This window comes from Taurinivorans muris (genome assembly GCF_025232395.1).
Classification (GTDB): Bacteria; Desulfobacterota; Desulfovibrionia; order Desulfovibrionales; family Desulfovibrionaceae; genus Taurinivorans; species Taurinivorans muris.
In genome coordinates, this window is record NZ_CP065938.1 from 1,176,176 (window position 1) to 1,200,947 (window position 24,772).

The window sequence follows — 24,772 nt, forward strand, 5'->3', positions numbered from 1 at the left end:
TACCCCGGTTATTTTTTAAAATACGTGTTCGCTTCCGCATAAACAAAAGCATGTTTCAATATTTTGTCCGTTTCCCCTTTTTTCAAGTCTTCCGCCATGGCGATCACATGGTTGTAAGCGCTTCTTGCGGGACCGGAACCGATACTGAGCCGTCTGACGCCGGCTTCGCGCAACGCGTCCAAATCACTGGTTGCGGGGGTTAACAAAATATTGATAGGCGCTCCGACTTCTTTAACCAAAATTTTAACGCTTTCAAGAGGAACCGCTCCGGGGTAGAAAACACAGTCGGCGCCTGCCTCTTTAAACGCTTTTCCGCGTTCAAGGGCGACTTGCAGTTTATATTCCTCATCGCCGATATTATGCCAATACGTGCACGTTCTTGCATTTATCACAAAATTGAGATTACATTCTTTTTTCAGCTCCGCCAACGCCTGAATTTTTTTCAAAAAGAACGGCAGTTCATCAAGAGTCTTATCCTGTTTTCCGTCCTCAATATTAAAACCGACCGCACCCGCTTCCAAAAGCCGCAGCGCATTTGCCTTGACCTTATCGGTATTGTCCGCAAAACCGCGCTCAATATCGACGCTTACCGGAATATCGACACGTCTTGTCATGCTCTCGACAGCATAAACAACATCATCGAAAAGCATATTTTGCCCGTCCGCATAGCCATAGGAAAGAGCCATGCCCTGACTTGTCGTGCCGAGAGCCTCAAAACCTTCTTTTTTGAAAATATAGGCGGAACCTGCATCCCATGCGTTAGCCAAAATAAACATCTTGTTTGCATGATGCATGTTCATGAATTTTTTTGCCAAATCTCTTTGTTTATCCGTTATCATTATATTTCTCCATATTTCTTTCCATATTTAAAAGGGCGCTTTTCATTGCCGTACCGTATCCGTATCCGCCGATGGAACCGTTTTTCGCAATAACCCTGTGGCAGGGAACGCAAAAGGCAAGGGGATTGTCATGGCAAGCCCTCGCCGCAGCCCTGCATGCTTTCGGATTTCCGGCACGTTTTGCCAGTTCCGTATAACTTATGGTCCGCCCGTAAGGAATTTTTGCAATTTCCTGCCAAACCCTGCATTGAAATTCTGTGCCCTGAAAGCAAACAGAAAACGTAAATTCCTTCCTTTTTCCCGAAAAAAATTCTGCAAGTTCAAAAAAGACCTTTTGTGCAAAACTATCCGGCAAAGGAGTTTCTTTTTGCTCCTCAACGGCATTTACCTTATACACTATTTCTTTTTGATAGGCAATTTCTATGCACAAATCATGCTTGACAAGCCCATTGGAAATGGAAATTTTCTTATATGCCGTCCGCAATGGAAGTTCTCCGTCATTTTTGGTTTTCATTGGCGATTTCCCATAAATATAACGAAGCGATACTGGCATAAGGCGAATACAGTTCTTTAAAAGCCATAAAGGTTTTCTTGTCCATTTGCCCTAAATCATGCAAAAGGCAAAGCCCTTTTTTTATGCCATAATCGCCGTAACTTAAAATATTTTTCCTTTGCAGGGAAAAAAGCAAAAACATTTCCGCAGTCCAAACGCCTATGCCGGATAAACCGGTAAGCTCCGCAATAATTTCTTCGTCACTTTTTTGCAAAAAATACGAACCCGTAATGTTTTTTTCTGAAAAATACCGAGCCAAGTCTTGCAAATTCCGCGCTTTCCGTTCACTCACACCGCAAGAGCGCAATTCTTCGATTTCCAAAGATATGATTGCCCGTTCCGATATTTCATTCCTGCAAAGGGCTTGCACCCGATTGTAAACCGCTTCCGCCGCCTTGCCGTTTATTTGCTGGGCGATGATTTGCCGCGTCAATGCCTGAAACGGTTCCGCTTCAATCTTCCGCTCGACAAAACCGCGTTTTTTCATATAAGCGCCTAACACTTCATCTTTTTTCCGCAAATAAGCCGCTTCTTTTTTTCCGTATTCGAAAATCATTTCCATTCCTCTGGGTAACAGAATAACATAATCGCGTTAAAGAATAAATCTTGCTTAACCATAAAAAAAAGAATAATTTTTAAAAAAATCTTGAGGTGGATTTATGCTTGCGTATTTGGCTCTCTATGCCTTTTTTGGAATTATTGCGGGACTCTTGGCGGGATTGCTCGGAATCGGCGGGGGACTCGTTATTGTGCCTATTCTTGTATATATGTTCAATTTGCAGGGCTTTCCTGCCGAGCATATCATGCATATGGCTCTCGGCACATCCCTTGCAAGCATCATGTTCACCTCTTTCTCAAGCGCCATGAGCCACCACAAACACGGGGCTGTCAAATGGGATATTGTAAAAAAAGTCACGCTTGGCATTGTTCTTGGAACATGGCTCGGTTCTTTTATCGCCGCAAAAATTCCCACGCATGTTTTGCAGCTGATTTTTGCCTGCTTTATTTTTTATGTCGCTTCGCAAATGATTTTAAGTTCCAAAAAAACATTGGGAGAAAAACCTCTGCCACAAACGCTTGGCATGAATATCGCCGGTTTTGGAATCGGGATTTTATCCAGCCTTGTGGGTATCGGAGGCGGAACTATCTCTGTTCCTTTCATGCTTTACCACAGCGTTGAAATGCGTAACGCCATTGCCACTTCCGCAGCAATAGGCATGCCTATCGCCATTTCCGGATGTATCGGATATTTTTTCAATGGAAGCTCCGCCGCCAACCTTCCCGAATATTCCTTTGGCTTCATTTATCTGCCCGCCCTTTTCGCCATTGTGGTTTGCAGCACGCTTGTCGCTCCTTACGGCGCCCACCTCACCCATACCCTGCCTGTTTCAAAAATTAAAAAATTCTTCGCTTTTCTGCTTCTCTTTGTCGGCGTGCGCATGCTTGTGACGGCGGTTTGGTAACATTCTGCCGCTTTCAGCCGGCATTTTTCAGTAAATTCTTTATTTTTCCGCCTTGTTTTTTAACTTGCAAATGCCTTGGGTCATTGTGCCCATGGGACAGAATACGCACCAGGAGCGCGGTTTGTGCAATACCATTGCGAGCAAACCCAAGAGCAGGGAAAAAAGCATTATGCCGTACAGCCCGAAACTGAATTGAGCCGCCCAATCAGGGACTTGCCCTGCTGTGTACGCCCAGTCCCAAGGCAAATGTACCGCCCATGCCAAACTCACCGCTTGTTTGAGCGAACGCGCACCGGCAAAAACCAAATACGTTTGCAATAACACATTGCCGAACATGATTAAAAAGAAAATCAAAAAACCATAGCGAAACCATGGAGAAATCAAGAACGTTGGCGTTGGTTTGCCATGCGACCAGCCCAGTTTTCCCCCAAGCAGGGAAAATAATTGCCCCCGCCCGCAAAGATTATTGCAAAACCACTTATTTCCGCCAAATACAGCGACAAGCAGCGGCAAAAGAAAATCAATCATGCCAAGCCACGCAAAAAGAATATTGAAAAATCCCAAGGCGAAATAAAGAATCACCCAAATCCAAAAATAATCATACCAGTTTTTTTTATTTGCTTTCATAGCCTGCCCGCCTTTCAAGTATTTCAATGCAGCCGCCGGGGCAGATTTTCGCACATTTCCCGCACCCCACACACTGTTCGGCATTGCCCACAGCATAACAGCCTTTATAAATGGAAATTGCCTCTCGTGGACATTCTTTCACACACGCCCCGCACGCAACGCAAATTAACGGATTAAATTTCGCTACACTCTTTGATATCATACGTACTACTATCCTTTTAATTGTACCGAGTTATACTATTTTTACAAAGGCACGCCTGATAACTCTTTTTATCCCGTCCAATTATCATTATTTTTTTACATCGACTATGACTAGGTCACAAAACAACAGTTTTAACAAATAATTTCTTTTTCCCGCTCATGGTATCAATTGACTTTAAAAATAAATTAAAATAATCTTTTTTTACAACTGTATCAGGTCAGCTTACAGGGAACTGCACGCACCTTCTGAAACAAGGGGATATCCAAAGATGACAAACCCATTTGGCACACGGCTTTGCAAAGCAACGTTGTAGTGTGTTATATACTCGTTCAGCGCTGCTGTCTGAGAGGGTAAGAGTATTTGAAACAGCAAAAACAAAGCCTTGTTTGGAGCTGAAAAGTCCGAAACAAAGGGCTGGTTTCACCACGGAGTATTTTGTTATTTGAGTTATTGACGGAAACTGTTCAGAACTGTTCAGAGCGGCGGGAAACGGGAGAGAACGAAAGGGGGCAAACCCCGCCTGCGCAAGCTTAGAAGCCGATTTTATAGGTAGGCAATAGAAAAACTTATGGTTTCGCGTCTGCAACGTCTTGTAAGTCAAGTTTTATAAAGCCCTATTGCGTAACATTCCATTCTGTTCTTTGGGAGAGAGGTCGGAGGCACAGAAGCAGAGCCGCCGCAAAACACCTAACAACAGCCACCGCGATAGTGCAGACAGTTTTGCTGTTAGTATGAAGCGGAGGAAAGTGAGGGCTGAATTTTCAAATCCTGTTCCCGTTTTCGGCAGCGAAATGACAGCTTCAAAAATTCAGACGGTCAAGGGTCTTAGTTTGAATATTTTTTCGCGTTCTTTAAGAAAAAATACCACTCTCTCCTTGACAGTCTCGATTGGCTGAACGGACATGAAATATTGATTGTTTGCAGCGGGAAAATGGGGTATGCTTTTATCCGATAATGAGGATTGAGGTGGCGTGAATGAAAAAGATAGGGCTTGTTGGCGGGATTGGTCCTGCGTCAACGGTAGAATATTATCTTAGTATTATTAAAAAATGCCGTATTGAGCAAAGGGGAAACATCTATCCTGAAATTGTAATTGACAGTGTGAATATGCTGTCGCATGACAAAGCATTAGCTGAAAATGATTATGACAAATTGGCTCATTATCTGCTTCGCAGCCTTTCCAACCTGAAAGCGGCGGGGGCTGAACTAGCCGCAATTACCGCAAATACAGAACATATTGTGTGGAATATGGTACATAGTAAATTTCCACTTCCTGTTATCAGTATTGTAGAGGCAACAATCCGTGAAATAAAACGGAAAGGATTCAAAAACGTTCTCGTGTTCGGTACGATGTTCACGTTAAAAAGCAAACTTTATGAAAACGCTTTGAATAATCAAGGAATTACAGCGATTATTCCGTCCGGAAATGATATATCAACCATTGACAGCTTGATTTATCCCAATATGGAAAATGGAATAATTATTCCTGCTGATAAACAAAAGTTAGTCAAAATGGCGGAAAAGTATATTTCTGAAAAGAATGCGGATTCTATACTGTTGGGCTGTACAGAGTTGCCGCTTGCGATAACGTATTGTGATGTCAGTGTCCCTATTCTGAATACGACAGAAATACATATTAACGAGATTTATCGCAGAGCAACACAAGTATAGTTTCTCGTATATCGGGCAGATAAAAACCGGGCAATGGGGAAGATGCTGACTATTCCGCCTCCTTGTTATCATTCCGTATCCTGCTCTGCCGCTGTTTACAGCAGATCAACTTTTTTACTTGTTCTATAACCGTTTTTCTGCTGCTGCGCCAATTTCCTGCAAAGTCCATATCCGAAATAGTAGTGTCCTTTTATAACTCCTTTTAATTTTAAATAAATTACCTGTCTTCCATATTTGGGAACAAACCCGATATGATATTCACAATTCCATTTGGTATGGGATGAACTTTGACTGTCTTGCATACGGCTCTGTCTTTCTTTGGGTATCATTAACGAACACATCGAAATATGCCGATGGTGGACAGACTTGCTTTAACAATTTTTTATTCCACCGGGTTGGCAAATAATTACTCATGTCAAAGCAACAAAAAAGCCTTTGAAAAATCAAAGGCAATAAAAAATAAAAGCCCTAAACCGTTCAGTCTAGGGCTTTTGCAATTTTATAACAAAGTCTTATTCAGCACTTTCTGCTTTTACTTCGCCTGCATTCTTTGTAAGCTCGATAATAGCCATTGGAGCACTGTCGCCTTTTCTAGGCATGGCAAGTTTCATAATTCTTGTATAACCACCTGCAATACCTGCATATTGTGGAGCAATTTCATCAAAAAGCGTTTTCACTAATTGGTGATCGCCAAGTACACGATAAGCAAGACGGCGTGAATGAACATCATTGCGCTGTGCCAAAGTGATCAATGGTTCTACTACCCCACGCAAATCTTTGGCTTTAGCAACTGTTGTGCGAATACGACCATGAATCAAAAGAGCTTTAGCCATGTTATTAAACAAAGCTTTACGATGGGAGGGATTTCTACCCAACTTTCTGCCAGAATTGTTATGCCTCATGGTGTTGCTTCCTCTTCCATTCTTGGTATTTTTTGTCAAAACCGTCAATCTTCATACCGAAATCAAGTCCCATGCGTACGAGCAAGGCTTTAATTTCATCAAGAGATTTTTTACCGAAATTCTTTGTTTTGAGCATATCGTTTTCAGACCGCTGCACCAATTCACCGACGGTTGCGATTTGAGCACCGCGCAAGCAGTTTGTGGCACGGACGGAAAGTTCCAAATCGTCAATACTCATAAAAAGATTTTCGTTGATGTCTCCTGCTTCAGATGAACCAAGACAACTTTCATCAGAGATTTGTTCATCGAAATTGATGAATACAGAAATCTGTTCTTTTATAATTTTAGCACTGTATGCGATAGCATCTTCAGGAGTCAATGAACCGTCGGTCCAAACTTCCAAAATGAGCTTATCGTAGTTGGTCATTTGACCGACACGTGCTTGTTCTATCGTATAGGAAACTTTACGTACGGGAGAAAAACTGGAATCAAGCTTAATAAGCCCGATTTCCTCATTAAGACCAACATGCATATCAGCTGGTACATAACCCTTACCCATACGAGCTTCTAATTCAAGGTCAAATTCAATGTCTTCTGTGAGTGTTGCAATATGCAATTCAGGGTTCAACACAGCTACATGTTGATTTTCTTGAATATCAGCAGCAGTCACTACGCCTTTCTTATTAACTTTCAATGTTAATTTTTGCGGAACATCGGTATCCATTGCAAGACGGACCTGTTTGATATTGAGGATAATATCGGTCACATCTTCAAGGACGCCTGAAATCGTAGTAAATTCATGCTGAACACCAGCAATTTTCACAGACACAAAAGCAGAACCTTGCAAAGAAGCTAACAATACTCGGCGTAAGGCATTACCGATGGTTGTGCCATACCCTCTTTCAAGCGGTTCACACATGAATTTTCCATACATCTGACCGGAAACTTCATTGTCACGAACAATTTGATCAGGTTTAACAAGCACTGCCCAATTACGAGCATTGATGAGCCTATTGGCTTGGTTTGTGGACATGTGAACTCCCGTTTATTATTTGGAGTAAAGTTCGACGATAAAGGACTCGTTGATAGGAGTTTGAATATCGTCACGTTGAGGCAATGCTTTCACAATGCCTTTGAACGCTGCACCATCAACTTCAAGCCATACAGGACAGCCGCGGCGGGCGATAGCGCCTTGCGCGTCCGCAATCACGGGGATTTTTCTGTTCTTTTCGTTCACAACAATCACATCGCCTACTTTAACCTGCAAAGAAGGGATATCGACTTTATGACCGTTCAAAGTGAAAATTCCATGACGGACAAGCTGACGAGCCTGAGCACGGGAATTAGCAAATCCCATACGGTAAACAACGTTGTCTAAACGGCGTTCAAGGGTTTTGAGAAGGTTTTCACCGGTAACACCTTTCGCCATATCAGAAGAATAAAAATATCCTCTGAATTGTTTTTCTAATACACCATACATGCGGCGCACTTTTTGTTTTTCACGAAGCATGAGTGCATATTCGCTAAGCTTCTTTCTAGCACGACCATGCTGACCAGGCGCATACGGACGGCGATCCTGCGCACATTTGTCTGTAAAACAGCGATCACCTTTCAAAAATAATTTTGCACCTTCACGACGGCATATACGGCATTTTGCATCATTATATTTAGCCACGGTCTATCTCCTAATTATACGCGGCGTCGTTTTGGAGGACGACATCCGTTATGAGGAATAGGGGTTACGTCACGAATGAACGCAACTTTGAAACCTGCTGCGTTAATTGCACGCAATGCAGATTCACGACCAGCACCGGGACCCTTAACATAAACACCAACTGTACGCATTCCGTTATCCTGCGCTTTTTTGGCAGCTGTTTCAGCAGCTACCTGTGCAGCAAACGGAGTGGACTTACGTGAACCTTTAAAACCGCTTTGACCTGCAGATGCCCAACTGATAGCATTACCGCGAGTATCGGTAAAGGTAATAATGGTATTATTGAAGGACGCTTGAATATGGGCGACACCCAATGGAACGTTCTTCTTTTCTCTTTTTTTAACTGCGCGTTTGGCTCTTGCCATTGTACACTTCCCTTGGATTATGATCCAGAAAAATTAGAGGGCAGTCCCCTTACTTCTTTTTACCCACAGCACCACGACGAGGTCCCTTGCGGGTACGTGCATTGGTTTTTGTGCGTTGACCATGAACAGGCAAACCACGACGGTGACGAAGTCCGCGATAGCAACCAACATCCATCAAACGTTTGATGTTGGAACTTACTTCACGACGAAGATCGCCTTCAACCTTATAATTTGTTTCAATTTCCTTACGGAGTTCGTTCACCTCATCAGCATTCAAATCATCAATGCTACGATTCCATTCAATCTTTGTAGCTTCAAAAATCTGTAAAGAGGTCTTCGGACCAATGCCATAGATATAGGTGAGCGCAATATCCGCTCTTTTGCCGCGAGGCAAATCAACACCTGCAATTCTTGCCACAGTACTACTCCTGCAACTTAGCCCTGACGTTGTTTATGTCTGGGGTTTTCGCAGATAACTCTAAGAACACCCTTCCGTCTAATTACTTTACACTTAGGGCATATTTTTTTTACGGACGGCCTAACTTTCATCGCTCTCTCCGTTTTATTCAAAACTCAACGTTAGCGTTGGAATTGTGTTTAATAGAGGATATTTCTATCCTTGTCAAGAGGCTATCCTCGCCATTTCCTTATTTTTATCAGTAAGCACCTGAATAATTTGAAGATAAACTTAAAATTTCCGGTCCATCTGATCTAATCGCAACACTATGTTCAAAGTGGGCAGCCAAACTTCCGTCTTTGGTGTTTGCTGTCCATTTATCGGAAAGTATCGTCACTTCATATGTACCGATGGCAAGCATGGGCTCAATAGCAAGCACCATTCCTTCCTGCAGGGGAACATTCGCTCCCCCTTTCGGCACAAAATTCGGTACTTCCGGCTTCTCATGAAGAGAAGAACCAATTCCGTGACCTACAAAGTTACGAATAACTTTCAAACCGTTTTTCTCTGCATGACGCTGCACCGCTGCAGAAATATCATACAAGGTATTACCGATTTTAGCAGCCGCAATTCCGTAATGCAAACTTTCTTCTGTCACTCTGCATAAATCTTTCGCTTCCTGTGAAACTTCGCCGACCAAAAAGGTTCTTGCGCTGTCACCATAAAAGCCTTCGTAGCAAACTCCCATATCACAGCTCACAATATCCCCTTCTTTCAAGATCCTGTCTTTGGAAGGGAAGCCGTGCACGACAGTTTCATTCACAGAACAACAAAGTGCATACGGAAATCCGTAATAACCTTGAAATGCCGGTTTGACATTCATCTTATGACAAATATCCTGCGTAACCTCTTCAAGGAACATAGTGGAGATGCCAGGTTTAATCGCTTCGCCGAGAGCATCCAAAATCCGAGAAACCATGCCGTTCGCAATGCGCATTTTAGCAATTTCTTTCTCGTTTTTCAGAAAAATTCCGCGAAACTTTTTCATATATCCTAGCGCCCCTTAATCCTATTCTTTTCCATTAAGCTGTCATATTGCTTGGAAATCATATGAGATTCAACTTGTCCCATAAAGTCCATCGCAACGCCGACCAAAATCAGCAAGCTTGTGCCCCCGAAGTAAAACGGAACATTGAACTTTGCAATGAGAAACATGGGAAGAATAGAAATAGCAGCAATGTACACGCCACCCCACAAAGTAAGACGGCTCAGTACAGAATCTATATATTCTCTGGTTTTTTCCCCCGGACGGATGCCCGGAACAAAACCGCCTGCTTTTTTCAAATTTTCCGCAATATCTTTTGGATCAAAGATAACCGCAGTATAAAAATAGCAGAAAAAGAAAATAAGAGCAATAAAGCAAATATTATAAATTATGCTTGATGGCTGGAACCAACGAACAATTTCCTGCAGCCACAAAGCTGTTGAAAAAGACCCGATAGTTGCGGGAAATAAAAGCAAACTTTGCGCAAAAATGGGAGGAATAACACCTGCGGTATTGATTCTTAAAGGTAAATGCGTTGTTTGTCCGCCGTAAACCTTTCTTCCCATTTGTCTTTTCGCATAGTGAATAGGAATTCTGCGCTGAGCTCTTTCCACAAAAACTATGCCGAACAAGACAACCGCCATAAGCGCAATCAGGACAAGCACAAAAAGAATATTCATATCTCCTGCGCTTACCAGTTGGTACACACGCGCGATTGCGCTCGGAATTCCAACCACGATACCGGAAAAGATGATCAAAGAAATGCCGTTGCCAATACCGCGGGAAGTGATTTGTTCCCCAAGCCACATGATAAGGACAGTGCCCGTGGTCAATGTGATGATAGTAACAACTTTAAATTCTAATCCGGGATTAAGTACGACAGGCAAATTGCTTCCTGGACTTGTCATGCCTTCAAGCATCGCGGCAATGCCAAATCCTTGAACAATGGTAATAGCAACTGTCAAATACCGAGTATATTGAGTTATTTTACGTCGTCCTGCCTGCCCTTCCTCTTTTGCCATACGTTTAATTTCAGGGCTGATTACCTGCAGCAGCTGCATAATAATCGACGCTGAAATATATGGCATAATTCCCAGGGCGAAAACTGACACATTGGACAGACCGCCCCCGGAAAACATATCTAACAAGGCAAAAACGGAACCTTGTAAACGAGCGAAGAAGTCCGCAAGAGCAGCAGTATCAACACCGGGGACAGGAATATGCGCACCCACACGGTAACAAACCAATAAAAAGAATGTCCATGCAATTTTTACACGCAATTCACTAGAAGATGCCAATTTATCTACTCCGCCAGCCACGTATTATTCCTTTTCCGCTTTATCGGCGCAACAGCAGTCACATTCGCACAATTCAGTGACTTTGCCGCCGGCTGCTTCGATTTTAGCTTTTGCAGATTGAGTAAAACGATGAGCTTCCACAGTCAACGCTTTGCTTACGCTGCCGCCGCCTAAAATTTTCACAGGGGCGCCATAGCTGCAAAGACCGCGGCTGTAAATGTCATCAAGAGTAATTTCGGTTTTTCCTTCAAAGGACGCTTCCAAGCGATCAAGATTGATAACTTCAAATGTCACTTTGAAATCAAAATTCTTAAAACCACGCTTTGGCAAACGACGCTGCAACGGCATTTGACCGCCTTCAAAGCCAGCTTTTACGCCACCGCCGGCACGGGCATTCTGACCTTTATGGCCTTTGCCTGCTGTATGACCAAAACCGGAACCGTCACCACGACCGACACGTTTCCGTGTTTTGCGTTCTTCAGGGAATGGATAAAGTTCGTTAAGTCTCATTATTCGCTGACCTCAATTAGGTGTTTTACCTGTTCGATCATGCCGCGAACAGCAGCATTATCCTTAAAAGTTTTTACCATTTCACGATGTTTAAGTCCAAGAGCATCAAGAGTTTTCTTTTGAGCAGGCTTGATGCCGATGCGACTGCGTACGAGTTTTACTTTAATTTCGGACATGGCTATTTTCTCCCTTATTTACGAGGAGCTTCAAGCTTCTTGCCACGGATTTCAGAAACTTGTTCTGCACTGCGTAAAGAAGTAAGCCCTTCCATAGTTGCGCGAAGCACATTATGGGAATTATTTGTTCCAATAGCCTTAGAAAGAACGTCGGTAACACCTACGGCTTCCATAACTGCACGAACCGCACCGCCGGCAATGACGCCGGTACCGCGGGATGCAGGTTTCAAAAGCACACGTCCCGCACCAAAACGACCTAAAACTTCATAAGGCAATGTTCCGTCAACAAGAGGAACTTTCACCATTGATTTTCTAGCTCTTTCACTAGCTTTACGGAGAGCTTCCGGCACTTCCTGAGCTTTGCCAAGACCAAAACCAACGCTTCCGTTACCATCTCCAACAACAACAAGGGCACTGAAACTAAAACGTCTGCCGCCCTTCACAACTTTTGCAACCCGGTTCAAATGGACGATTTTTTCGATAAGACCGGAATCTTGCGTTTCTTGCTTTTGTTCCATGTTTTTTCCTGTACTATGATAGTCAGATTATAGCCTTAAGGCTGTCCATTAGAACTCTAAGCCACCTTCACGTGCACCGTCGGCGACAGCCTTGATGCGACCATGATAAAGGTAGCCATTGCGATCAAAAACAACTTGAGTGATGTTTTTTTCTTTCGCAATACGAGCAACTTCTTTGCCAACTTTTTCAGCTCCGGCTTTATTGCAAGCTACTTTATCGCCGTTTTTGGAAAGAACCAACGTAGAAGCCTGAGCCAAAGTCGAACCAGTCATATCATCAATAATTTGGGCATAAATATGCAAATTAGAGCGAAACACCACCAAACGAGGACGTTCGGATGTGCCGGAGAGTCGCTTACGAATACGGGTTTTACGCTTCATGCGAACTTCATTTTTAGAAAGCATCATATCTACAACCCCTATTTGCCCTTAGCACCGGACTTACCGGCTTTGCGGCGAATAATTTCATTTTCGTATTTGATGCCTTTTCCTTTATATGGTTCAGGCATACGTAAACGACGAATTTTAGCGCACATTTCACCGACCAATTGTTTGTCGATACCAGAAATCGTGAGCTTTGTACCTTCCGCTTTTGCTTCAATACCTTTAGGAAGTTCAACAATAACCGGATGTGAGAAACCGAGCGCAAGTTCGACAATATTGCCTTTTACGGCAACTTTGTAACCAACGCCGATAACTTCCATAGTTTTTGAAAAACCTTTTGTCACCCCTTCGATACAGTTGGCCAAAAGGGTACGGCGAAGACCATGCTGCTGAGCAGTAGCTCTGTCTTCGGTATTTTTACGGGTAATAGTCACTTTCTCAGCAGTAACTTCGTAATCCAAAAGGCCACAAAGCGGAGTTGTCAAAGAACCTTTTGGTCCTTTTACTTCCACTATATCTTGACCCAATTTCACTTCTACGCCTTTAGGAAGAGTGATGGGCAATTTACCTATTCTAGACATTATCATTCCACCTTGCTAAGTATGTTGGCTTACCAAACTTCACAGAGAAGTTCACCACCGCTCTTGCGTTCAAGAGCACTTGCACCGTCGAGAATACCTTTTGAGGTTGACAAAATACAAATGCCGAGTCCGTTTTGAACACGTGGAATATGGTGGGCGTTTACATAAATGCGGCGACCGGGTTTACTGATACGGCGTAAACCGTTGATCGCAGGGCGACCTTTGACATACTTCAGCTCAATGGTGATGTTGCGGTCTTCAACCTTAACATCTTCCACATAGCCTTCCTGCTTGAGGATGCCAGCTAAAGCTTCCTTCATCTTCGAGCGCGGCACACTTACTTCCTTATGAAGGGCCATGTGTGCGTTGCGGATACGCGTAAGCATATCGGCAATGGGATCGGTCATGGGATTTCTCCTAATTTTTATCGCTGATTACCAGCTTGATTTGCGTACTCCGGGCAATTCGCCTTGGAGAGCCATTTTTCTAAAACAAATACGGCATAAACCAAAATGACGCATATAGCTTCGTGGACGACCGCAAATTGGACAACGATTGTAACCACGAGTAGAGAACTTTGGTTTACGAGTAGCTTTAACTTCAAGAGCAGTACGGGACATACTCTAACTCCTTACTTACGGAAAGGCATACCGAGTTGATCGAGCAACATTTTGCCTTCCTTGTCCGTGGTTGCGGTTGTAACAATAGTAATATTCAGACCTTTGTTGTTTTCGATACGGTCAGATTCCATTTCCGGAAAAATCATATGTTCTTTGATACCAAGGGTAAAGTTTCCGCGACCGTCAAATCCACGGTCAGGAATACCACGGAAGTCGCGAACACGCGGCAAAGCAAAGTTCATAAGCTTATCTAAAAAGTCCCACATGCGGTCTTTGCGCAAGGTTACGCGAACACCGATAGGCATTCCTTCACGAAGCTTGAACGCCGCAATAGACTTTTTCGCACGGGTTACGACTGCTTTTTGACCTGCAATGGCGGTTAATTCTTGTACTGCTTCTTCAATGACCTTATTGTTCTGAGCAGCAGTGCCAAGCCCGATATTCAAAGAGACCTTCTCAATTCCAGGAACCTGCATTGAAGATTTGTAATTAAATTCTTTTTGCAATACCGGAACAACTTTATCTCTGTAAATAGTTTCAAGACGGCTCATCAAAGCACCTTCTAAAGAGTTTTGTTGCACTTCTTACAGAAGCGAACTTTTTTGTCGTTTTCCATCCTGTACCCGACACGGGTTGGAGTTTGGCAAGATTGGCAAACAACCATCACGTTCGATACATGAATAGGCATTTCTTTGTCAACAATACCGCCAGGTTCGCGTTTGTAAGGATTAGGTTTCACATTGCGTTTCGCCATGTTGACCTTTTCCACCAATACACGGTCGCTTTTCTTCAAGATTTTCAAAACCTTGCCTACTTTGCCGACTTCCGCGTCTTTACCCGCGATAACTTTAACCACGTCACCTTTACGAATACGATATTTATTCATATCACAATGCTCCTACAACACTTCAGGCGCGAGGGACACGATTTTCATAAAGTTCATAGCACGAAGTTCACGTGCTACTGGTCCGAAAATACGGGTACCTACAGGTTCACCTTGCTTGGAAAGAAGCACGGCTGCGTTGGTGTCGAATTTGATATAGGAACCGTCTACCCGGCGAACTTCTTTAGCGGTACGAACGATAACAGCCTGCATTACATCGCCTTTTTTTACTTTTGCGTGTGGCATCGCGTCTTTTACAGACACCATGATAATGTCACCGACAGAAGCGTAACGGCGGTGGGAACCGCCAAGAACTTTAATGCAAGCCACTTCTTTGGCACCGGAATTATCCGCCACTTGAAGTCGAGATTCTACTTGAATCATGGCTTATTCCTCTTAAAAAAATCAATCCTAAAATTTTTCTTCACGCATACTATGCTAATTTTTTCAAAAAGAAAAGCAAAAATATGCGTGAAAAAAATTTTTTTAGGCTAGATAGCTTTTTCAAGCACAGACACTAAGTGCCAGCGTTTGTTGCGGCTCATTGGTCTGTATTCAACAATTTTAACTTTATCGCCGATGCCACATTCATTCATCGGATCATGTGCGGTGCATTTTTTACGACGACGCACATATTTACCTAAACGAGGATGTTTTACCAACGTTTCTACACGCACAACAATGGTTTTGTCGCTCTTATCGCTGATAACGATACCTACGAGCGTTCTGCCCTTGCGGTGTTCAATTGCGCTAGTCATATACGCTCCTATGCCTTAATGCCTTTTTCTGACATCACAGTCAAAACACGGGCAATATCTTTTTTAGTGGCAGGAATTGAGGCGGTTTTTTCAAGCTGTGCGGTTGCATGCTGAAAACGGAGATTGAAAAGTTCCTGACGAAGAGAAGTCAATTTTTCTTTCAAATCTTTTTCGCTCAATTCACGAATTTCTGTCATTTTCATATTAGAAAGCCCCTTCTCTTGTTACAATAACAGTTTTGATAGGCAGCTTGTGGGAAGCACGGATCAAAGCTGTTTTTGCAAGTTCAAGGTCAACTCCCTTGATTTCATAAAGGATACGACCAGGTTTCACAGGAGCGCACCAGCCCACCGGAGCACCTTTACCGCTACCTTGACGGGTTTCAAGAGGCTTTGCAGTAACCGGATGATCGGGGAACACACGAATCCAAACTTTACCGCCGCGGCGAATATGACGCATCATAGCGATACGGGCCGCTTCGATTTGCTGGCTGGAGAGCTTGCCATGTTCCACCGCTTTCAAACCGATGTCACCGAAAGCTACGGTAGCACCACGAGTAGCAGGACCACGTAAACGGCCTTTTTGCCATTTGCGGAATTTTATTCTTTTTGGCGCAAGCATTATTGTTCCACCTCTTTATCAAGGATTTCACCTTTATAGATCCACACTTTGATACCAATGATACCATACGTGGTGCTAGCTTCGGCAAATCCGTAATCAATGTCAGCACGAAGGGTTTGCAAAGGAACCTGACCGTCGCGATACCATTCGGAACGTGCAATTTCTGCACCTGCCAAACGGCCGCCGGCAGTAACTTTGATACCTTCTGCTCCGAATTTACGAGCCATAGTAACAGTACGTTTCATAGCACGTCTGAAAGCGACGCGGCGTTCCAACTGAGCGCCGATGGCTTCTGCTACCAATTGAGCATCGATTTCGGGACGACGAATTTCATTAACTTCAAGTGCAAATTCACGGCCGAATTTTTTCTTGAGATCGCCGCGAAGTTTTTCAATTTCAGCACCTTTGCGTCCGATGATGATTCCCGGACGGGCTGTTGAAAGAATGAGGCGGATTTTATCGCCGAAGCGTTCAATCTCAATTTTGGAAATTCCTGCTGCGTAAAGAAGTTTCTTCACATGTTTGCGGATTTTGTGATCTTCGAAAACAAAGGAAGCATAATCTTTTTTACTGTACCAGCGAGAAAGCCAGTTTTTATTATATCCGAGCCGGAAGCCGTAAGGATGTACTTTTTGACCCATAACCTTACTCCTGTCCTTCCGCGAGAATTACGGTGATGTGGCTGGTGCGTTTGCGAATATGCATTGCACGACCTTGTGAGCGTGGCATAAAACGTTTCCAAGTCGGACCTTCGTTGACAATGATGTCTCTGACAATCATTGAGTCGACGTCGATATTTGATTGGGAAGCATTAGCCAACGCTGAACGAACTACACCATATAAAACACCAGCTGGTTTATTAGGCGTGAATTTAAGCATGTTCAATGCGTCTTCAACCGGTAAGCCCTTAACGTTTTGAGCAACGAGACGGGTCTTACGAGGAGATACGCGTTGATACTTTGCAATTGCTTTAGATTCCATGTACGTTACCCGCTATTTTTTTGCTTTGGTTTTCTTGTCAGCAGCGTGACCATAGTAAGTACGAGTTGGAGCAAACTCACCAAGTTTGTGACCTACCATGTTTTCTGTGACAAAAACCGGGATGAATTTTTTACCGTTGTGTACGGCAAAGGTAAGGCCAACCATTTCCGGAAGAATAGTAGAGCGACGTGACCAAGTCTTAATAACTTTACGGTCGCCGGCACTGACTGAAACTTCTACTTTCTTCATGAGGTGGCCGTCAACAAATGGCCCTTTTTTTAATGATCTAGGCATAATGATCGGCTCCTCTTACTTCTGACCGCGGCGCTTTACAATAAGGCGGCTTGAAGGTTTCTTAGGATCACGAGTCTTGTAACCCTTCGTTGGGATACCCCAAGGAGTTACAGGATGACGACCACCTGAGCTGCGACCTTCACCACCACCCAATGGGTGATCAACAGGGTTCATCGCAACACCGCGCACCTTTGGACGGCGGGATAACCAACGGTTACGACCTGCCTTTCCAAGGCTGATATTTTCATGCTGAACGTTGCCAACCTGACCGACCGTTGCGATGCAGGTAAGAAGCACGCGGCGGACTTCACCGGAAGGAAGACGCAATGTTGCGTATTTGCCTTCTTTGGCAACCAATTGAGCATAGGTTCCGGCAGCACGGCACATTTGACCGCCGCGTCCCGGATTGAGTTCGATATTATGTAGATTTGTACCTACGGGAATACGAGCCATCGGAAGAGCATTACCCGGCTTAATATCAGCTTTTTCACCAGCAATGATAGCGTCACCTTGTTTGATGCCGACAGGCGCTAAAATATAACGCTTTTCACCGTCGGCATAATGCAAAAGAGCGATACGCGCCGTACGGTTTGGATCATATTCGATATGGGCAACCGTTGCAGGAATGTCCATTTTATTACGTTTAAAGTCGATAATACGGTATAAGCGTTTATGTCCGCCACCGCGGCGGCGGCTTGTGACGCGTCCGTTATTATTACGACCACTTTTCTTTGTCAAACCTTCAGTGAGCGACTTTTCTGGAGTGTTTCTGGTAATTTCAGCGAAATCAGAAACAGTTTGGAAACGACGGCCAGCAGAGGTAGGTTTTAACTTACGAACTGCCATGTCTTACACTCCCTCGAAGAATTCGATTTTGTCACCTTTAGCAAGGGTAACGTATGCTTTGCGATAGCCAGCGATACGACCTTTCACACGGCCAGCACGCACTCTTGCGCGTGGTTTGACCGTTACCACATTCACTTTTACGACCTTAACCTTAAAAGCTTCTTCAACAGCTTTTCCGATTTCGATCTTATTTGCCTTAGGGTCAACAAAAAAAGCGATTTGCTCAGCGGCTTCACGGAGCATAGTTGCTTTTTCGGTTACCACAGGGCGGAGAAGAATCTTGGTATAATCCATTTTCATTCCTCACTCAAGGCTATTTAAGACGTGCTTCAAGATGTGACAAGCTTCCTTCGAGAAGAACAACTTGTTTGTGATTGAGCACTTCGTAAACATTGACCTTGTCTGGCGTTACCACAGTAATGCCGGGGATATTGCGGGCAGCGAGAGCCACGCCGTTATCTTTCAGCATATCATCACCAGGGGTAACCACAAGTGCTTTGGTCAAACCAAGAGCTTTTGCAACCGCTGCAAAGTTTTTGGTTTTTGCTTCAGCCAAATCGATGGATTTAACAACCATGATGTCGTTATCGGCGACACGGGAGGATAAAGCCATGCGCAAAGCCAAAGTACGCACTTTTTTATTAACTTTAAAACTATAATCACGAGGTTGTGGTCCAAAAATAATTGCACCGCCGCGCATGATAGGTGAGCGGTTGCTACCTTGGCGGGCATTACCTGTGCCTTTCTGTTTGAAAGGCTTCTTACCACCACCACTTACAAACGCACGAGTTTTAACTTGATGAGTACCTGCACGTAAAGCAGCACGATGAGCACGAACAACCAAGTTAAGAATCTCAGGGCGTACCTCTACTTCAAATACTTCAGGAGCAAGGCTGATTTCACCTTGTTCTTGTTTCATTTGATCGTAAACTTTCAAAGTAGCCATATTATCTCCTAACTACTGCTTACGTACGAACACAAGACCGTTTTTAGGACCGGGAACGCTGCCTTTCACAAGGATTACTCCTTCTTCCTGACGAACTTCCACAATGGTCAGACCTTGTTCGGTAACTTGTTCGTTACCCCAATGACCAGCCATTTTTTTACCCTTGAAAACGTGTCCGGGAAAAGTATTGTTACCGATAGAACCTGCGTTACGGTGAACTTTTTCGTTACCGTGACCGTCTTTGATACCGGCGAAATTCCAGCGGCGCATAACGCCTTGGTAACCTTTACCAACACTTGTTCCGGTTACTTTGATTTTATCGCCAACGCCGAACATATCGATAGTGAGAACTTCACCAACCTGCTGTGCAGCAGCGTTTTCCAAACGAAGCTCACGAACCGTGCGATAGTTACCTGCGTTAGCTTTGGCAAAATGCCCTTGCATGGCTTTAGACACATGCTTTTCCTTAGCTTCATCGAAGGCGATCTGAAGAGCATGATACCCATCTTTTTCCGCCGTCTTCACTTGTGTAATAGGGCATGGTCCTGCCTTGATTACAGTAACAGATACTGCTGAACCGTCACCAGCAAAGATACGGGTCATACCCAATTTACGTCCTAATATTCCCATTTTCTCAGACATAACGCCCCTCACTAGAGCTTAATTTCCACATCCACGCCGGCTGGTAAGGAAAGCTTACCAAGAGCGTCCACGGTCTGTTGCGTGGGGTCGAGGATATCCATAAGACGTTTATGAACTCTCATTTCAAACTGTTCACGAGATTTTTTATCTACGTGCACAGAGCGGTTAACCGTGTATTTATGAATATTGGTGGGCAAAGGAATTGGTCCTGCCACCCCAGCGCCTGTATTGCGCGCTGTATCCACGATTTCCGCCACAGCCTTATCCAGGATGCGATAATCGTAAGCCTTAAGCTTAATACGGATACGATCACTGCCAACTGTTGTCATTGCGAATCTCCATTTTAGGCAATTCGCTCCGAAAGATACTGAAAATTTCTTTCGGAGTATCCACCGCCGGATAACGGCGGCCGGTCAATTATCTTGACCATCAAAAAGAAGCAAACAAAAACTCAGGAAATGCCTGCTCCTCATTCCATACACCTTTGTTATCAGACAACGACAAAAACCCTCATGCCATCACATAGGGCGACTTTTTATGATTTTTTCCTTTTGAAAAGAGAAGAGAACCAGCCCCACCCGTTTCGCAACAAAAATCCATCATAAAAAAATAAAGCCGACCCGGGTTTGCCGATCCTGTCCGATACGAAATAACTTCGTAATAGATAGGTGGTCCCACAGGGATCACGCATGCACAAGCCTTTTGCTTGTTGGATAACCTTTCAACCCATAAACCGTTGATTTATGCGTTGTCACGGTTGACAATACCGGCATGGTGACGCCTGTAAATGTCAAACGTTTTCAATATGTTGAAAACACATTAAGACAAGCTCAACTTGTCTTTCTCTGCTGTCCAGAGATTGCCTCAAGAAGAGGTGATTTGAATATTTACCTATTTTTCTTAGTTCTGTCAACTTTTTTTTAAAAAATTTAATTTTTTTCTTGCCTTAATGCTTAAAATTTATTTTTATTTTTTCATACCACTTCGAGAAAAAAAATTATGCAGCTTTATATCCACGTTCCTTTTTGTGTAAAAAAATGCCATTATTGCTCATTTTATTCCATGCCTGCGGCTTCTTTAAATATTTTGGAAAATTTTCGTTCCACACTCTCATTAATAGATACATCGGCCGATATTTATGAAGGTATAGAAAAATTCGTCCCTCAAAAAAACCAATCCGTGCAATCGCTTTCTTCGTTTCTTGTAAATAAAAAACAAGAGATGAGTCCGGACATTTTAATCAATGAGGCAAAACCGAATTTAACCTTGGCTGATGCGTTTTTTTCGCAGGAGCAGGCTCAGGCCTTACGGAACAAACTCGGCGCCGGCAGGTTTTCAAATCAGCAAACACAAGTGAAAAAAGCGAAACGCCTTGAGCTTCCCAAAGAGTTTTGTTTTAAATTCATCGAAGAACATCCATTAAAACAAAGCAATGAATTTCATCTTTGGAAAACGACCCTTTTAAAAGAATTGTCCATACTTGCGCAGTATTATAAGGAAAATCCCATAACAAGCATTTTTTTTGGCGGAGGCACCCCTTCCTATATACCAATAAAAGATATGGAAGACATTTTATTCTTCATTATCGGCCATTTTTCTGTTCTGGAAAATTGCGAAATATCGTTGGAAGCAAATCCTGACAGCATTTCCAATATCAAGGCTGTCGCATATAAAAAAATGGGTTTCAACCGAATTTCCTTAGGCGTGCAGTCCCTTAACAACAAATATTTGCAAATGCTCGGCCGCCCCCACTCCGCCCATGACGCCCAAAAAGCTTACCATTCACTGCGTTCTGCCGGTTTTGCCAATATCAGCCTCGATTTTATCTGGGCTGTACCGGAACAGCGGCTCAAAACGTGGCTCGATGATTTGAAAAATGCCGTCAAGCTGGCTCCGGAGCATATTTCCGCCTATGGGCTGAGCATTGAAGAAGGCAGTTATTTCGACTTGCTGAATAAGGACGGCAAACTCAAATTAGCCTGCGAACAGGAACAAGCCCAAATGTACAAAACAGGTTCCGCCATTTTGGAAGAGGCCGGCTATATGCAGTATGAGATTTCCAATTACGCCAAAATGGGGTATCAATGCCGGCACAATCTGGGCTATTGGCTTGGCAGTGAATATCTCGGAGCCGGACCTTCCGCGGCGAGCACGGTCGGAAACATACGCAGGACGCACAGTGCCGATTTGGAGAAATGGGCGGTTGACATTGCAGCGGGTTTCGCCGCTGACATTGAAGCGCAATCCAGAAATGAAGCATACACGGGCATAAGCAATTATACCACGGAACATTTATCCAAAACAGAACGGATTTGCGAGCTTGTCATGCTGAGGCTCCGTACCGTCAAGGGACTGAATGCCGATGAGTACGAAGCGCTGAGCGGAAAGAATTTTTTCAAAGAACACAGCAGGTTATTAAAACTTTTGGATAAAAACAATCTCATGCGGATAAAAAACGGCCATGTCTTTTTCACACGCAACGGCATGCTCGTATCCAACAGCATTTTGGAACATTTTTTCAGAAACATCAAAGAAAACCAAGCCAAACTGACGGCAGGAAAATGACACAGAAAGAACGCATCGTCATCGGGCGCTTAGCCCCAAGCCCCACCGGATACCTGCATTTGGGCAATGCATGGTCTTTTCTTCTCGCATGGCTTTCCGCCCGCCTCGGCAACGGAAAAATTTTTCTGCGTATGGAAGATATCGACCCTGCCCGTTCCAAACCTGAATTTATTGACGGAATTTTAGAAGATTTCGCCTGGCTCGGACTTGATTATGACGGAGAAATTGTTTTCCAAAGCCGGCGGATTCAAATTTACGAAGAATACCTGCAAAAAATTTCCCCTTTTGTTTATCCTTGCTTCTGCACCCGCAAAGAATTGCGGGAAGTTGCCGGGGCTCCGCAAGTCACGGCTCCTGGCGACAGATTGATAATGCCCGATATGGGGGCTGTTTATCACCGCACATGCCGTTTCTTCAGTCCGGAAGAACGAAAGCAAAAAACAGGCAAAAACGCCTGTCTTCGTCTTGCCTGCCCGCCTTTTGAAAAACAGGAATATGAAATTATTCCTGAACAATTTCATACTGCTGCCCCTATTTTTTCCTTTAATGATTTAATCCTGGGCAAACAGGAATTCGATTTGAATGCCTGCGGCGGAGATTTCGCCGTACAGCGTTCCGACAAAGTATGGGCATACCAATTCGCTGTCAGCATTGACGATATGCTTATGGGCATAAACCAAGTGGTGCGCGGTGCAGATATTCTCACCTCCACTCCCCGCCAGCTCTACCTTTTTCAATTATTTGGCCATACCGCTCCGGAATATGCCCATATTCCGCTTTTGCTCGACCCAAAAGGCGAACGTTTGGCAAAACGCCATGCAAGCTTAAGCCTTAAAACGTTACGCCAAAAATACAAAAGCCCCGCCCCGCTCATTCAATATCTCAGCCGATTTTTAGCTGTTGACGGTAATGCCGGCAGCGCCCGGGAACTGCTTGCCTGCCTCAAAGAGAAAAAAATCCAATCCCTTCCATGGGATATGCTCAAACAATATGAAAATGCCATTCAAACAAATTTCACTTAATTCTTTTCTTCACAAAAAGCTCTTTTTTGTTTATTTTTCCGCTCCCTATTCTTGATATTTTTTTATCAATAACAAATAGATGTTATTGTTTCCATAAGAAATTATTCTTTAAAAAAAACAGAAGAAATATCATGAACAGATGAATGGAAACAGTGACAGTGCAGGCTGCGTATGTCGACGGCGAATTGGTGTACCAAGCATGATATATTGCCGTTCTAAAAAAAATAAAGCCCGCAAGGGCTTTATTTTTCAACATGTTCAAAGGAAGCATTTCTTTGCATGCACGAAACTTGCTCCAGTTTCCGCTGTTCATTTTTGATAAAATCGCCAATGCCGCTAACAGGCGGAGCATTGAACGTCAAACCGTACCCTATCAACGCCCCGAAAGGTAAATACGATACGGAGCTATTGAGAAATTCCAACGGCTTGGGAGCGAAACGGGGAACGAAGCCCGTGCTTGCGAAACGAACCCGCCCTTTTGGACAATAGGCTTTGCTTTCACGCCACAAGCCATACGGATTACACAATTTTCCCTGATACTTCGACTTGTTCAGAGAAAAACGGTTTTTGGCAACAAAAACAACTCCTTGCTTCGCAACGCGGCAAAGTTCCGCAAGAATGGTCTCCGTAAACATTTTTCCCTGCAAAGCGCTTGGCAAACCGAAATTTTGCCGGTACGCGTCAGTTGCGTATAAAGAAAAAAAAGCATAATCAAAGCTGTCGTTTTCAAAAGGCAGGTCATCGAATTTTCCTAACTGATACGAAATTCTCGGACCTGAACGCAAAAGGCTCTCTTCTACGGCATGATGATTTTCTTCGCACACGGTGACGTCAAAACCGCTGTCCCAAAAAAATTCCGGAATGAGCGGAGCATGAAGTCCGATATGCAAAAAATGCGAACCGCGCCGCTGCCAGTCTTCCATTAAAAACTTCACAAGGCGTTCTTCCGCCCTTTTATACCATGCCATAGTTTTCCTTCATCATTTTACCGCATATCCTCTGCGGTTCTCAGCAAAAAATATTTAAAAACCGCAGGCAAAACAATTAAGTTTCATTCCTCCTCGACGTCCTGCAACCAGCGGCTGAGTGTTTCCGCAATGATTTTGCCCTGTCTGACGCTGGAAATATTAAATTTCGCCTGCTGCCTGAATTCACCGGCAATCTTTTTATACCGACGGATAGTATATTTATCGGGACCGTAATCATCCACATCGGCGATATATTCCTTATATCGGAAAAGAATAGTCGTATTCAAACCTTTTGAAAGAATTTCCTTGTCAATTTCCTTTACCAGCAAAATGCCGTTCTCTTCATAATTAATTGTAATTTCATCAATGGTACTGCTCATT

The 24,772-nt window shown here is 43.8% G+C and carries 40 protein-coding genes; 4 read left to right on the plus strand and 36 right to left on the minus strand.

What is annotated here, in order from left to right; genetic code table 11:
* Positions 1-8: 8 nt before the first annotated feature.
* Genes JBF11_RS05510 through JBF11_RS05520 form a run of 3 tightly spaced genes read right to left on the minus strand, consistent with a single transcriptional unit; the run spans position 9 to position 1,948 of the window.
* On the minus strand, positions 9-839 hold the full coding sequence (locus tag JBF11_RS05510) for an isocitrate lyase/PEP mutase family protein (protein WP_334314497.1): 831 nt from the start codon (positions 837-839) through the stop codon (positions 9-11).
* Complete coding sequence (locus JBF11_RS05515; RefSeq protein ID WP_334314498.1) at positions 826-1,353, minus strand: methylated-DNA--[protein]-cysteine S-methyltransferase; 528 nt, start codon at positions 1,351-1,353, stop codon at positions 826-828. The genes JBF11_RS05510 and JBF11_RS05515 overlap by 14 nt, the downstream gene beginning before the upstream one ends.
* Entirely contained in the window at positions 1,337-1,948 is a 612-nt protein-coding gene (locus JBF11_RS05520) for a DNA-3-methyladenine glycosylase family protein (RefSeq protein WP_334314499.1), read from the minus strand. Before JBF11_RS05520 ends, JBF11_RS05515 begins: the two co-directional genes overlap by 17 nt.
* A gap of 103 nt (positions 1,949-2,051) precedes the next feature.
* Here JBF11_RS05520 and JBF11_RS05525 point away from each other — a divergent pair, with 103 nt between their 5' ends.
* Entirely contained in the window at positions 2,052-2,855 is an 804-nt protein-coding gene (locus tag JBF11_RS05525) for a sulfite exporter TauE/SafE family protein (protein ID WP_334314500.1), read from the plus strand.
* A gap of 39 nt (positions 2,856-2,894) precedes the next feature.
* On the opposite strand, the gene JBF11_RS05530 is transcribed toward JBF11_RS05525, so the two are convergent.
* Together JBF11_RS05530 and JBF11_RS05535 are read right to left on the minus strand one after the other, a co-directional pair.
* Positions 2,895-3,482 (minus strand): 4Fe-4S binding protein, encoded by a 588-nt coding sequence (locus JBF11_RS05530; RefSeq protein ID WP_334314501.1) that lies wholly within the window; start codon positions 3,480-3,482, stop codon positions 2,895-2,897.
* Positions 3,469-3,684 (minus strand): 4Fe-4S binding protein, encoded by a 216-nt coding sequence (locus tag JBF11_RS05535; protein WP_334314502.1) that lies wholly within the window; start codon positions 3,682-3,684, stop codon positions 3,469-3,471. The genes JBF11_RS05530 and JBF11_RS05535 overlap by 14 nt, the downstream gene beginning before the upstream one ends.
* Positions 3,685-4,659: 975 nt before the next feature.
* On the opposite strand from JBF11_RS05535, the gene JBF11_RS05540 reads away from it, so the two are divergent.
* Positions 4,660-5,355, plus strand: a complete 696-nt coding sequence (locus tag JBF11_RS05540; protein ID WP_334314503.1) for an aspartate/glutamate racemase family protein — start codon at positions 4,660-4,662, stop codon at positions 5,353-5,355.
* 512 nt (positions 5,356-5,867) lie between these two features.
* Here JBF11_RS05540 and rplQ read toward each other — a convergent pair.
* The 29 genes from rplQ to rpsJ all read right to left on the minus strand — a co-directional run bounded on the left by rplQ (position 5,868) and on the right by rpsJ (position 20,165).
* Complete coding sequence (rplQ, locus tag JBF11_RS05550; protein WP_334314504.1) at positions 5,868-6,257, minus strand: 50S ribosomal protein L17; 390 nt, start codon at positions 6,255-6,257, stop codon at positions 5,868-5,870.
* Positions 6,247-7,290, minus strand: a complete 1,044-nt coding sequence (locus JBF11_RS05555) for a DNA-directed RNA polymerase subunit alpha (RefSeq protein WP_334314505.1) — start codon at positions 7,288-7,290, stop codon at positions 6,247-6,249. The genes rplQ and JBF11_RS05555 overlap by 11 nt, the downstream gene beginning before the upstream one ends.
* Positions 7,291-7,305: 15 nt before the next feature.
* Positions 7,306-7,932 carry a 30S ribosomal protein S4 gene (rpsD, locus tag JBF11_RS05560; RefSeq protein WP_334314506.1) on the minus strand — a complete coding sequence of 209 codons (627 nt, stop codon included), beginning with the start codon at positions 7,930-7,932 and terminating at the stop codon, positions 7,306-7,308.
* Positions 7,933-7,946: 14 nt separating this feature from the next.
* Positions 7,947-8,336 carry a 30S ribosomal protein S11 gene (gene rpsK, locus JBF11_RS05565; RefSeq protein ID WP_334314507.1) on the minus strand — a complete coding sequence of 130 codons (390 nt, stop codon included), beginning with the start codon at positions 8,334-8,336 and terminating at the stop codon, positions 7,947-7,949.
* Between the two features lie 49 nt (positions 8,337-8,385).
* Positions 8,386-8,754: a 30S ribosomal protein S13 gene (gene rpsM / locus JBF11_RS05570; protein ID WP_334314508.1), complete on the minus strand. Its 369-nt coding sequence runs from the start codon at positions 8,752-8,754 to the stop codon at positions 8,386-8,388.
* Positions 8,755-8,771: 17 nt separating this feature from the next.
* The gene (gene rpmJ, locus JBF11_RS05575) at positions 8,772-8,885 is read right to left on the minus strand and encodes a 50S ribosomal protein L36 (RefSeq protein WP_005027799.1); all 114 of its coding nucleotides are present in this window, start codon (positions 8,883-8,885) and stop codon (positions 8,772-8,774) included.
* A 107-nt stretch (positions 8,886-8,992) separates the two neighbouring features.
* The gene (gene map / locus JBF11_RS05580) at positions 8,993-9,781 is read right to left on the minus strand and encodes a type I methionyl aminopeptidase (protein WP_334314509.1); all 789 of its coding nucleotides are present in this window, start codon (positions 9,779-9,781) and stop codon (positions 8,993-8,995) included.
* Positions 9,782-9,786: 5 nt separating this feature from the next.
* The gene (gene secY, locus JBF11_RS05585; protein ID WP_334314510.1) at positions 9,787-11,097 is read right to left on the minus strand and encodes a preprotein translocase subunit SecY; all 1,311 of its coding nucleotides are present in this window, start codon (positions 11,095-11,097) and stop codon (positions 9,787-9,789) included.
* A gap of 3 nt (positions 11,098-11,100) precedes the next feature.
* Positions 11,101-11,586 carry a 50S ribosomal protein L15 gene (gene rplO / locus JBF11_RS05590; RefSeq protein WP_334314511.1) on the minus strand — a complete coding sequence of 162 codons (486 nt, stop codon included), beginning with the start codon at positions 11,584-11,586 and terminating at the stop codon, positions 11,101-11,103.
* Positions 11,586-11,762, minus strand: a complete 177-nt coding sequence (gene rpmD / locus JBF11_RS05595) for a 50S ribosomal protein L30 (RefSeq protein ID WP_334314512.1) — start codon at positions 11,760-11,762, stop codon at positions 11,586-11,588. The genes rplO and rpmD overlap by 1 nt, the downstream gene beginning before the upstream one ends.
* A 14-nt stretch (positions 11,763-11,776) precedes the next feature.
* Positions 11,777-12,280, minus strand: a complete 504-nt coding sequence (rpsE, locus tag JBF11_RS05600) for a 30S ribosomal protein S5 (RefSeq protein ID WP_334314513.1) — start codon at positions 12,278-12,280, stop codon at positions 11,777-11,779.
* Positions 12,281-12,328: 48 nt separating this feature from the next.
* Positions 12,329-12,688, minus strand: a complete 360-nt coding sequence (rplR, locus tag JBF11_RS05605) for a 50S ribosomal protein L18 (protein ID WP_334314514.1) — start codon at positions 12,686-12,688, stop codon at positions 12,329-12,331.
* An 11-nt stretch (positions 12,689-12,699) separates the two neighbouring features.
* Positions 12,700-13,245 (minus strand): 50S ribosomal protein L6, encoded by a 546-nt coding sequence (gene rplF, locus JBF11_RS05610; protein ID WP_334314515.1) that lies wholly within the window; start codon positions 13,243-13,245, stop codon positions 12,700-12,702.
* Positions 13,246-13,274: 29 nt separating this feature from the next.
* Positions 13,275-13,652, minus strand: coding sequence for a 30S ribosomal protein S8 (rpsH, locus tag JBF11_RS05615; RefSeq protein ID WP_334314516.1), 378 nt, complete (start codon positions 13,650-13,652; stop codon positions 13,275-13,277).
* Between the two features lie 27 nt (positions 13,653-13,679).
* Positions 13,680-13,865 carry a type Z 30S ribosomal protein S14 gene (locus JBF11_RS05620; protein WP_334314517.1) on the minus strand — a complete coding sequence of 62 codons (186 nt, stop codon included), beginning with the start codon at positions 13,863-13,865 and terminating at the stop codon, positions 13,680-13,682.
* Positions 13,866-13,876: 11 nt separating this feature from the next.
* Positions 13,877-14,416, minus strand: coding sequence for a 50S ribosomal protein L5 (gene rplE, locus JBF11_RS05625; protein WP_334314518.1), 540 nt, complete (start codon positions 14,414-14,416; stop codon positions 13,877-13,879).
* An 11-nt stretch (positions 14,417-14,427) separates the two neighbouring features.
* Positions 14,428-14,751 carry a 50S ribosomal protein L24 gene (gene rplX / locus JBF11_RS05630; RefSeq protein ID WP_334314519.1) on the minus strand — a complete coding sequence of 108 codons (324 nt, stop codon included), beginning with the start codon at positions 14,749-14,751 and terminating at the stop codon, positions 14,428-14,430.
* 12 nt (positions 14,752-14,763) lie between these two features.
* Positions 14,764-15,132 (minus strand): 50S ribosomal protein L14, encoded by a 369-nt coding sequence (rplN, locus tag JBF11_RS05635; RefSeq protein WP_334314520.1) that lies wholly within the window; start codon positions 15,130-15,132, stop codon positions 14,764-14,766.
* A 107-nt stretch (positions 15,133-15,239) separates the two neighbouring features.
* Positions 15,240-15,506 carry a 30S ribosomal protein S17 gene (rpsQ, locus tag JBF11_RS05640; protein ID WP_334314521.1) on the minus strand — a complete coding sequence of 89 codons (267 nt, stop codon included), beginning with the start codon at positions 15,504-15,506 and terminating at the stop codon, positions 15,240-15,242.
* An 8-nt stretch (positions 15,507-15,514) separates the two neighbouring features.
* Positions 15,515-15,709 (minus strand): 50S ribosomal protein L29, encoded by a 195-nt coding sequence (gene rpmC / locus JBF11_RS05645; protein ID WP_334314522.1) that lies wholly within the window; start codon positions 15,707-15,709, stop codon positions 15,515-15,517.
* Position 15,710: 1 nt separating this feature from the next.
* A complete protein-coding gene (gene rplP, locus JBF11_RS05650; protein WP_334314523.1) occupies positions 15,711-16,127 on the minus strand; it encodes a 50S ribosomal protein L16 in 417 nt (138 codons plus the stop codon).
* Positions 16,127-16,768 carry a 30S ribosomal protein S3 gene (gene rpsC, locus JBF11_RS05655; protein ID WP_334314524.1) on the minus strand — a complete coding sequence of 214 codons (642 nt, stop codon included), beginning with the start codon at positions 16,766-16,768 and terminating at the stop codon, positions 16,127-16,129. The genes rplP and rpsC overlap by 1 nt, the downstream gene beginning before the upstream one ends.
* A gap of 4 nt (positions 16,769-16,772) precedes the next feature.
* Positions 16,773-17,108, minus strand: a complete 336-nt coding sequence (rplV, locus tag JBF11_RS05660) for a 50S ribosomal protein L22 (RefSeq protein ID WP_334314525.1) — start codon at positions 17,106-17,108, stop codon at positions 16,773-16,775.
* 12 nt (positions 17,109-17,120) lie between these two features.
* Complete coding sequence (rpsS, locus tag JBF11_RS05665) at positions 17,121-17,402, minus strand: 30S ribosomal protein S19 (RefSeq protein WP_334314526.1); 282 nt, start codon at positions 17,400-17,402, stop codon at positions 17,121-17,123.
* Positions 17,403-17,417: 15 nt separating this feature from the next.
* Positions 17,418-18,248 carry a 50S ribosomal protein L2 gene (rplB, locus tag JBF11_RS05670; RefSeq protein WP_334314527.1) on the minus strand — a complete coding sequence of 277 codons (831 nt, stop codon included), beginning with the start codon at positions 18,246-18,248 and terminating at the stop codon, positions 17,418-17,420.
* Positions 18,249-18,251: 3 nt separating this feature from the next.
* On the minus strand, positions 18,252-18,542 hold the full coding sequence (gene rplW, locus JBF11_RS05675; protein WP_334314528.1) for a 50S ribosomal protein L23: 291 nt from the start codon (positions 18,540-18,542) through the stop codon (positions 18,252-18,254).
* Between the two features lie 19 nt (positions 18,543-18,561).
* Complete coding sequence (rplD, locus tag JBF11_RS05680; RefSeq protein WP_334314529.1) at positions 18,562-19,194, minus strand: 50S ribosomal protein L4; 633 nt, start codon at positions 19,192-19,194, stop codon at positions 18,562-18,564.
* 12 nt (positions 19,195-19,206) lie between these two features.
* The gene (gene rplC, locus JBF11_RS05685; protein WP_334314530.1) at positions 19,207-19,836 is read right to left on the minus strand and encodes a 50S ribosomal protein L3; all 630 of its coding nucleotides are present in this window, start codon (positions 19,834-19,836) and stop codon (positions 19,207-19,209) included.
* 11 nt (positions 19,837-19,847) lie between these two features.
* Complete coding sequence (gene rpsJ / locus JBF11_RS05690) at positions 19,848-20,165, minus strand: 30S ribosomal protein S10 (protein WP_334314531.1); 318 nt, start codon at positions 20,163-20,165, stop codon at positions 19,848-19,850.
* Positions 20,166-21,057: 892 nt separating this feature from the next.
* On the opposite strand from rpsJ, the gene hemW reads away from it, so the two are divergent.
* Together hemW and gluQRS are read left to right on the plus strand one after the other, a co-directional pair.
* Complete coding sequence (gene hemW, locus JBF11_RS05695) at positions 21,058-22,401, plus strand: radical SAM family heme chaperone HemW (RefSeq protein WP_334314532.1); 1,344 nt, start codon at positions 21,058-21,060, stop codon at positions 22,399-22,401.
* The gene (gluQRS, locus tag JBF11_RS05700) at positions 22,398-23,423 is read left to right on the plus strand and encodes a tRNA glutamyl-Q(34) synthetase GluQRS (protein WP_334314533.1); all 1,026 of its coding nucleotides are present in this window, start codon (positions 22,398-22,400) and stop codon (positions 23,421-23,423) included. Before hemW ends, gluQRS begins: the two co-directional genes overlap by 4 nt.
* A 242-nt stretch (positions 23,424-23,665) precedes the next feature.
* On the opposite strand, the gene JBF11_RS05705 is transcribed toward gluQRS, so the two are convergent.
* The gene (locus JBF11_RS05705; protein ID WP_334314534.1) at positions 23,666-24,391 is read right to left on the minus strand and encodes a class I SAM-dependent methyltransferase; all 726 of its coding nucleotides are present in this window, start codon (positions 24,389-24,391) and stop codon (positions 23,666-23,668) included.
* An 83-nt stretch (positions 24,392-24,474) separates the two neighbouring features.
* On the minus strand, positions 24,475-24,771 hold the full coding sequence (locus JBF11_RS05710) for a hypothetical protein (protein ID WP_334314535.1): 297 nt from the start codon (positions 24,769-24,771) through the stop codon (positions 24,475-24,477).
* Position 24,772 lies beyond the last annotated feature (1 nt).

Coding starts and splice junctions, on each gene's coding strand:
- rplQ (WP_334314504.1), bottom strand. CDS start 6,257: ATGAGGCATAACAATTCTGGCAGAAAGTTGGGTAGAAATCCCTCCCAT.
- rpsJ (WP_334314531.1), bottom strand. CDS start 20,165: ATGACAACAGTTGGCAGTGATCGTATCCGTATTAAGCTTAAGGCTTAC.
- rpsS (WP_334314526.1), bottom strand. CDS start 17,402: ATGCCTAGATCATTAAAAAAAGGGCCATTTGTTGACGGCCACCTCATG.
- rplV (WP_334314525.1), bottom strand. CDS start 17,108: ATGGAATCTAAAGCAATTGCAAAGTATCAACGCGTATCTCCTCGTAAG.
- rplD (WP_334314529.1), bottom strand. CDS start 19,194: ATGGCTACTTTGAAAGTTTACGATCAAATGAAACAAGAACAAGGTGAA.
- rpsH (WP_334314516.1), bottom strand. CDS start 13,652: ATGACCGATCCCATTGCCGATATGCTTACGCGTATCCGCAACGCACAC.
- hemW (WP_334314532.1), top strand. CDS start 21,058: ATGAGTCCGGACATTTTAATCAATGAGGCAAAACCGAATTTAACCTTG.
- rplF (WP_334314515.1), bottom strand. CDS start 13,245: ATGTCTAGAATAGGTAAATTGCCCATCACTCTTCCTAAAGGCGTAGAA.
- rplE (WP_334314518.1), bottom strand. CDS start 14,416: ATGAGCCGTCTTGAAACTATTTACAGAGATAAAGTTGTTCCGGTATTG.
- rplR (WP_334314514.1), bottom strand. CDS start 12,688: ATGATGCTTTCTAAAAATGAAGTTCGCATGAAGCGTAAAACCCGTATT.
- rpmC (WP_334314522.1), bottom strand. CDS start 15,709: ATGAAAATGACAGAAATTCGTGAATTGAGCGAAAAAGATTTGAAAGAA.
- JBF11_RS05620 (WP_334314517.1), bottom strand. CDS start 13,865: ATGTCCCGTACTGCTCTTGAAGTTAAAGCTACTCGTAAACCAAAGTTC.
- rplP (WP_334314523.1), bottom strand. CDS start 16,127: ATGCTTGCGCCAAAAAGAATAAAATTCCGCAAATGGCAAAAAGGCCGT.
- JBF11_RS05540 (WP_334314503.1), top strand. CDS start 4,660: ATGAAAAAGATAGGGCTTGTTGGCGGGATTGGTCCTGCGTCAACGGTA.
- JBF11_RS05520 (WP_334314499.1), bottom strand. CDS start 1,948: ATGATTTTCGAATACGGAAAAAAAGAAGCGGCTTATTTGCGGAAAAAA.
- JBF11_RS05555 (WP_334314505.1), bottom strand. CDS start 7,290: ATGTCCACAAACCAAGCCAATAGGCTCATCAATGCTCGTAATTGGGCA.
- JBF11_RS05510 (WP_334314497.1), bottom strand. CDS start 839: ATGATAACGGATAAACAAAGAGATTTGGCAAAAAAATTCATGAACATG.
- JBF11_RS05705 (WP_334314534.1), bottom strand. CDS start 24,391: ATGGCATGGTATAAAAGGGCGGAAGAACGCCTTGTGAAGTTTTTAATG.
- rplN (WP_334314520.1), bottom strand. CDS start 15,132: ATGATTCAAGTAGAATCTCGACTTCAAGTGGCGGATAATTCCGGTGCC.
- rpsQ (WP_334314521.1), bottom strand. CDS start 15,506: ATGACTAGCGCAATTGAACACCGCAAGGGCAGAACGCTCGTAGGTATC.
- JBF11_RS05525 (WP_334314500.1), top strand. CDS start 2,052: ATGCTTGCGTATTTGGCTCTCTATGCCTTTTTTGGAATTATTGCGGGA.
- rplO (WP_334314511.1), bottom strand. CDS start 11,586: ATGAGACTTAACGAACTTTATCCATTCCCTGAAGAACGCAAAACACGG.
- JBF11_RS05515 (WP_334314498.1), bottom strand. CDS start 1,353: ATGAAAACCAAAAATGACGGAGAACTTCCATTGCGGACGGCATATAAG.
- rpsE (WP_334314513.1), bottom strand. CDS start 12,280: ATGGAACAAAAGCAAGAAACGCAAGATTCCGGTCTTATCGAAAAAATC.
- map (WP_334314509.1), bottom strand. CDS start 9,781: ATGAAAAAGTTTCGCGGAATTTTTCTGAAAAACGAGAAAGAAATTGCT.
- rpmD (WP_334314512.1), bottom strand. CDS start 11,762: ATGTCCGAAATTAAAGTAAAACTCGTACGCAGTCGCATCGGCATCAAG.
- rplC (WP_334314530.1), bottom strand. CDS start 19,836: ATGTCTGAGAAAATGGGAATATTAGGACGTAAATTGGGTATGACCCGT.
- JBF11_RS05535 (WP_334314502.1), bottom strand. CDS start 3,684: ATGATATCAAAGAGTGTAGCGAAATTTAATCCGTTAATTTGCGTTGCG.
- rpsK (WP_334314507.1), bottom strand. CDS start 8,336: ATGGCAAGAGCCAAACGCGCAGTTAAAAAAAGAGAAAAGAAGAACGTT.
- rpsC (WP_334314524.1), bottom strand. CDS start 16,768: ATGGGTCAAAAAGTACATCCTTACGGCTTCCGGCTCGGATATAATAAA.
- JBF11_RS05530 (WP_334314501.1), bottom strand. CDS start 3,482: ATGAAAGCAAATAAAAAAAACTGGTATGATTATTTTTGGATTTGGGTG.
- rpmJ (WP_005027799.1), bottom strand. CDS start 8,885: ATGAAAGTTAGGCCGTCCGTAAAAAAAATATGCCCTAAGTGTAAAGTA.
- JBF11_RS05710 (WP_334314535.1), bottom strand. CDS start 24,771: ATGAGCAGTACCATTGATGAAATTACAATTAATTATGAAGAGAACGGC.
- rplX (WP_334314519.1), bottom strand. CDS start 14,751: ATGAATAAATATCGTATTCGTAAAGGTGACGTGGTTAAAGTTATCGCG.
- rplB (WP_334314527.1), bottom strand. CDS start 18,248: ATGGCAGTTCGTAAGTTAAAACCTACCTCTGCTGGCCGTCGTTTCCAA.
- rplW (WP_334314528.1), bottom strand. CDS start 18,542: ATGGATTATACCAAGATTCTTCTCCGCCCTGTGGTAACCGAAAAAGCA.
- gluQRS (WP_334314533.1), top strand. CDS start 22,398: ATGACACAGAAAGAACGCATCGTCATCGGGCGCTTAGCCCCAAGCCCC.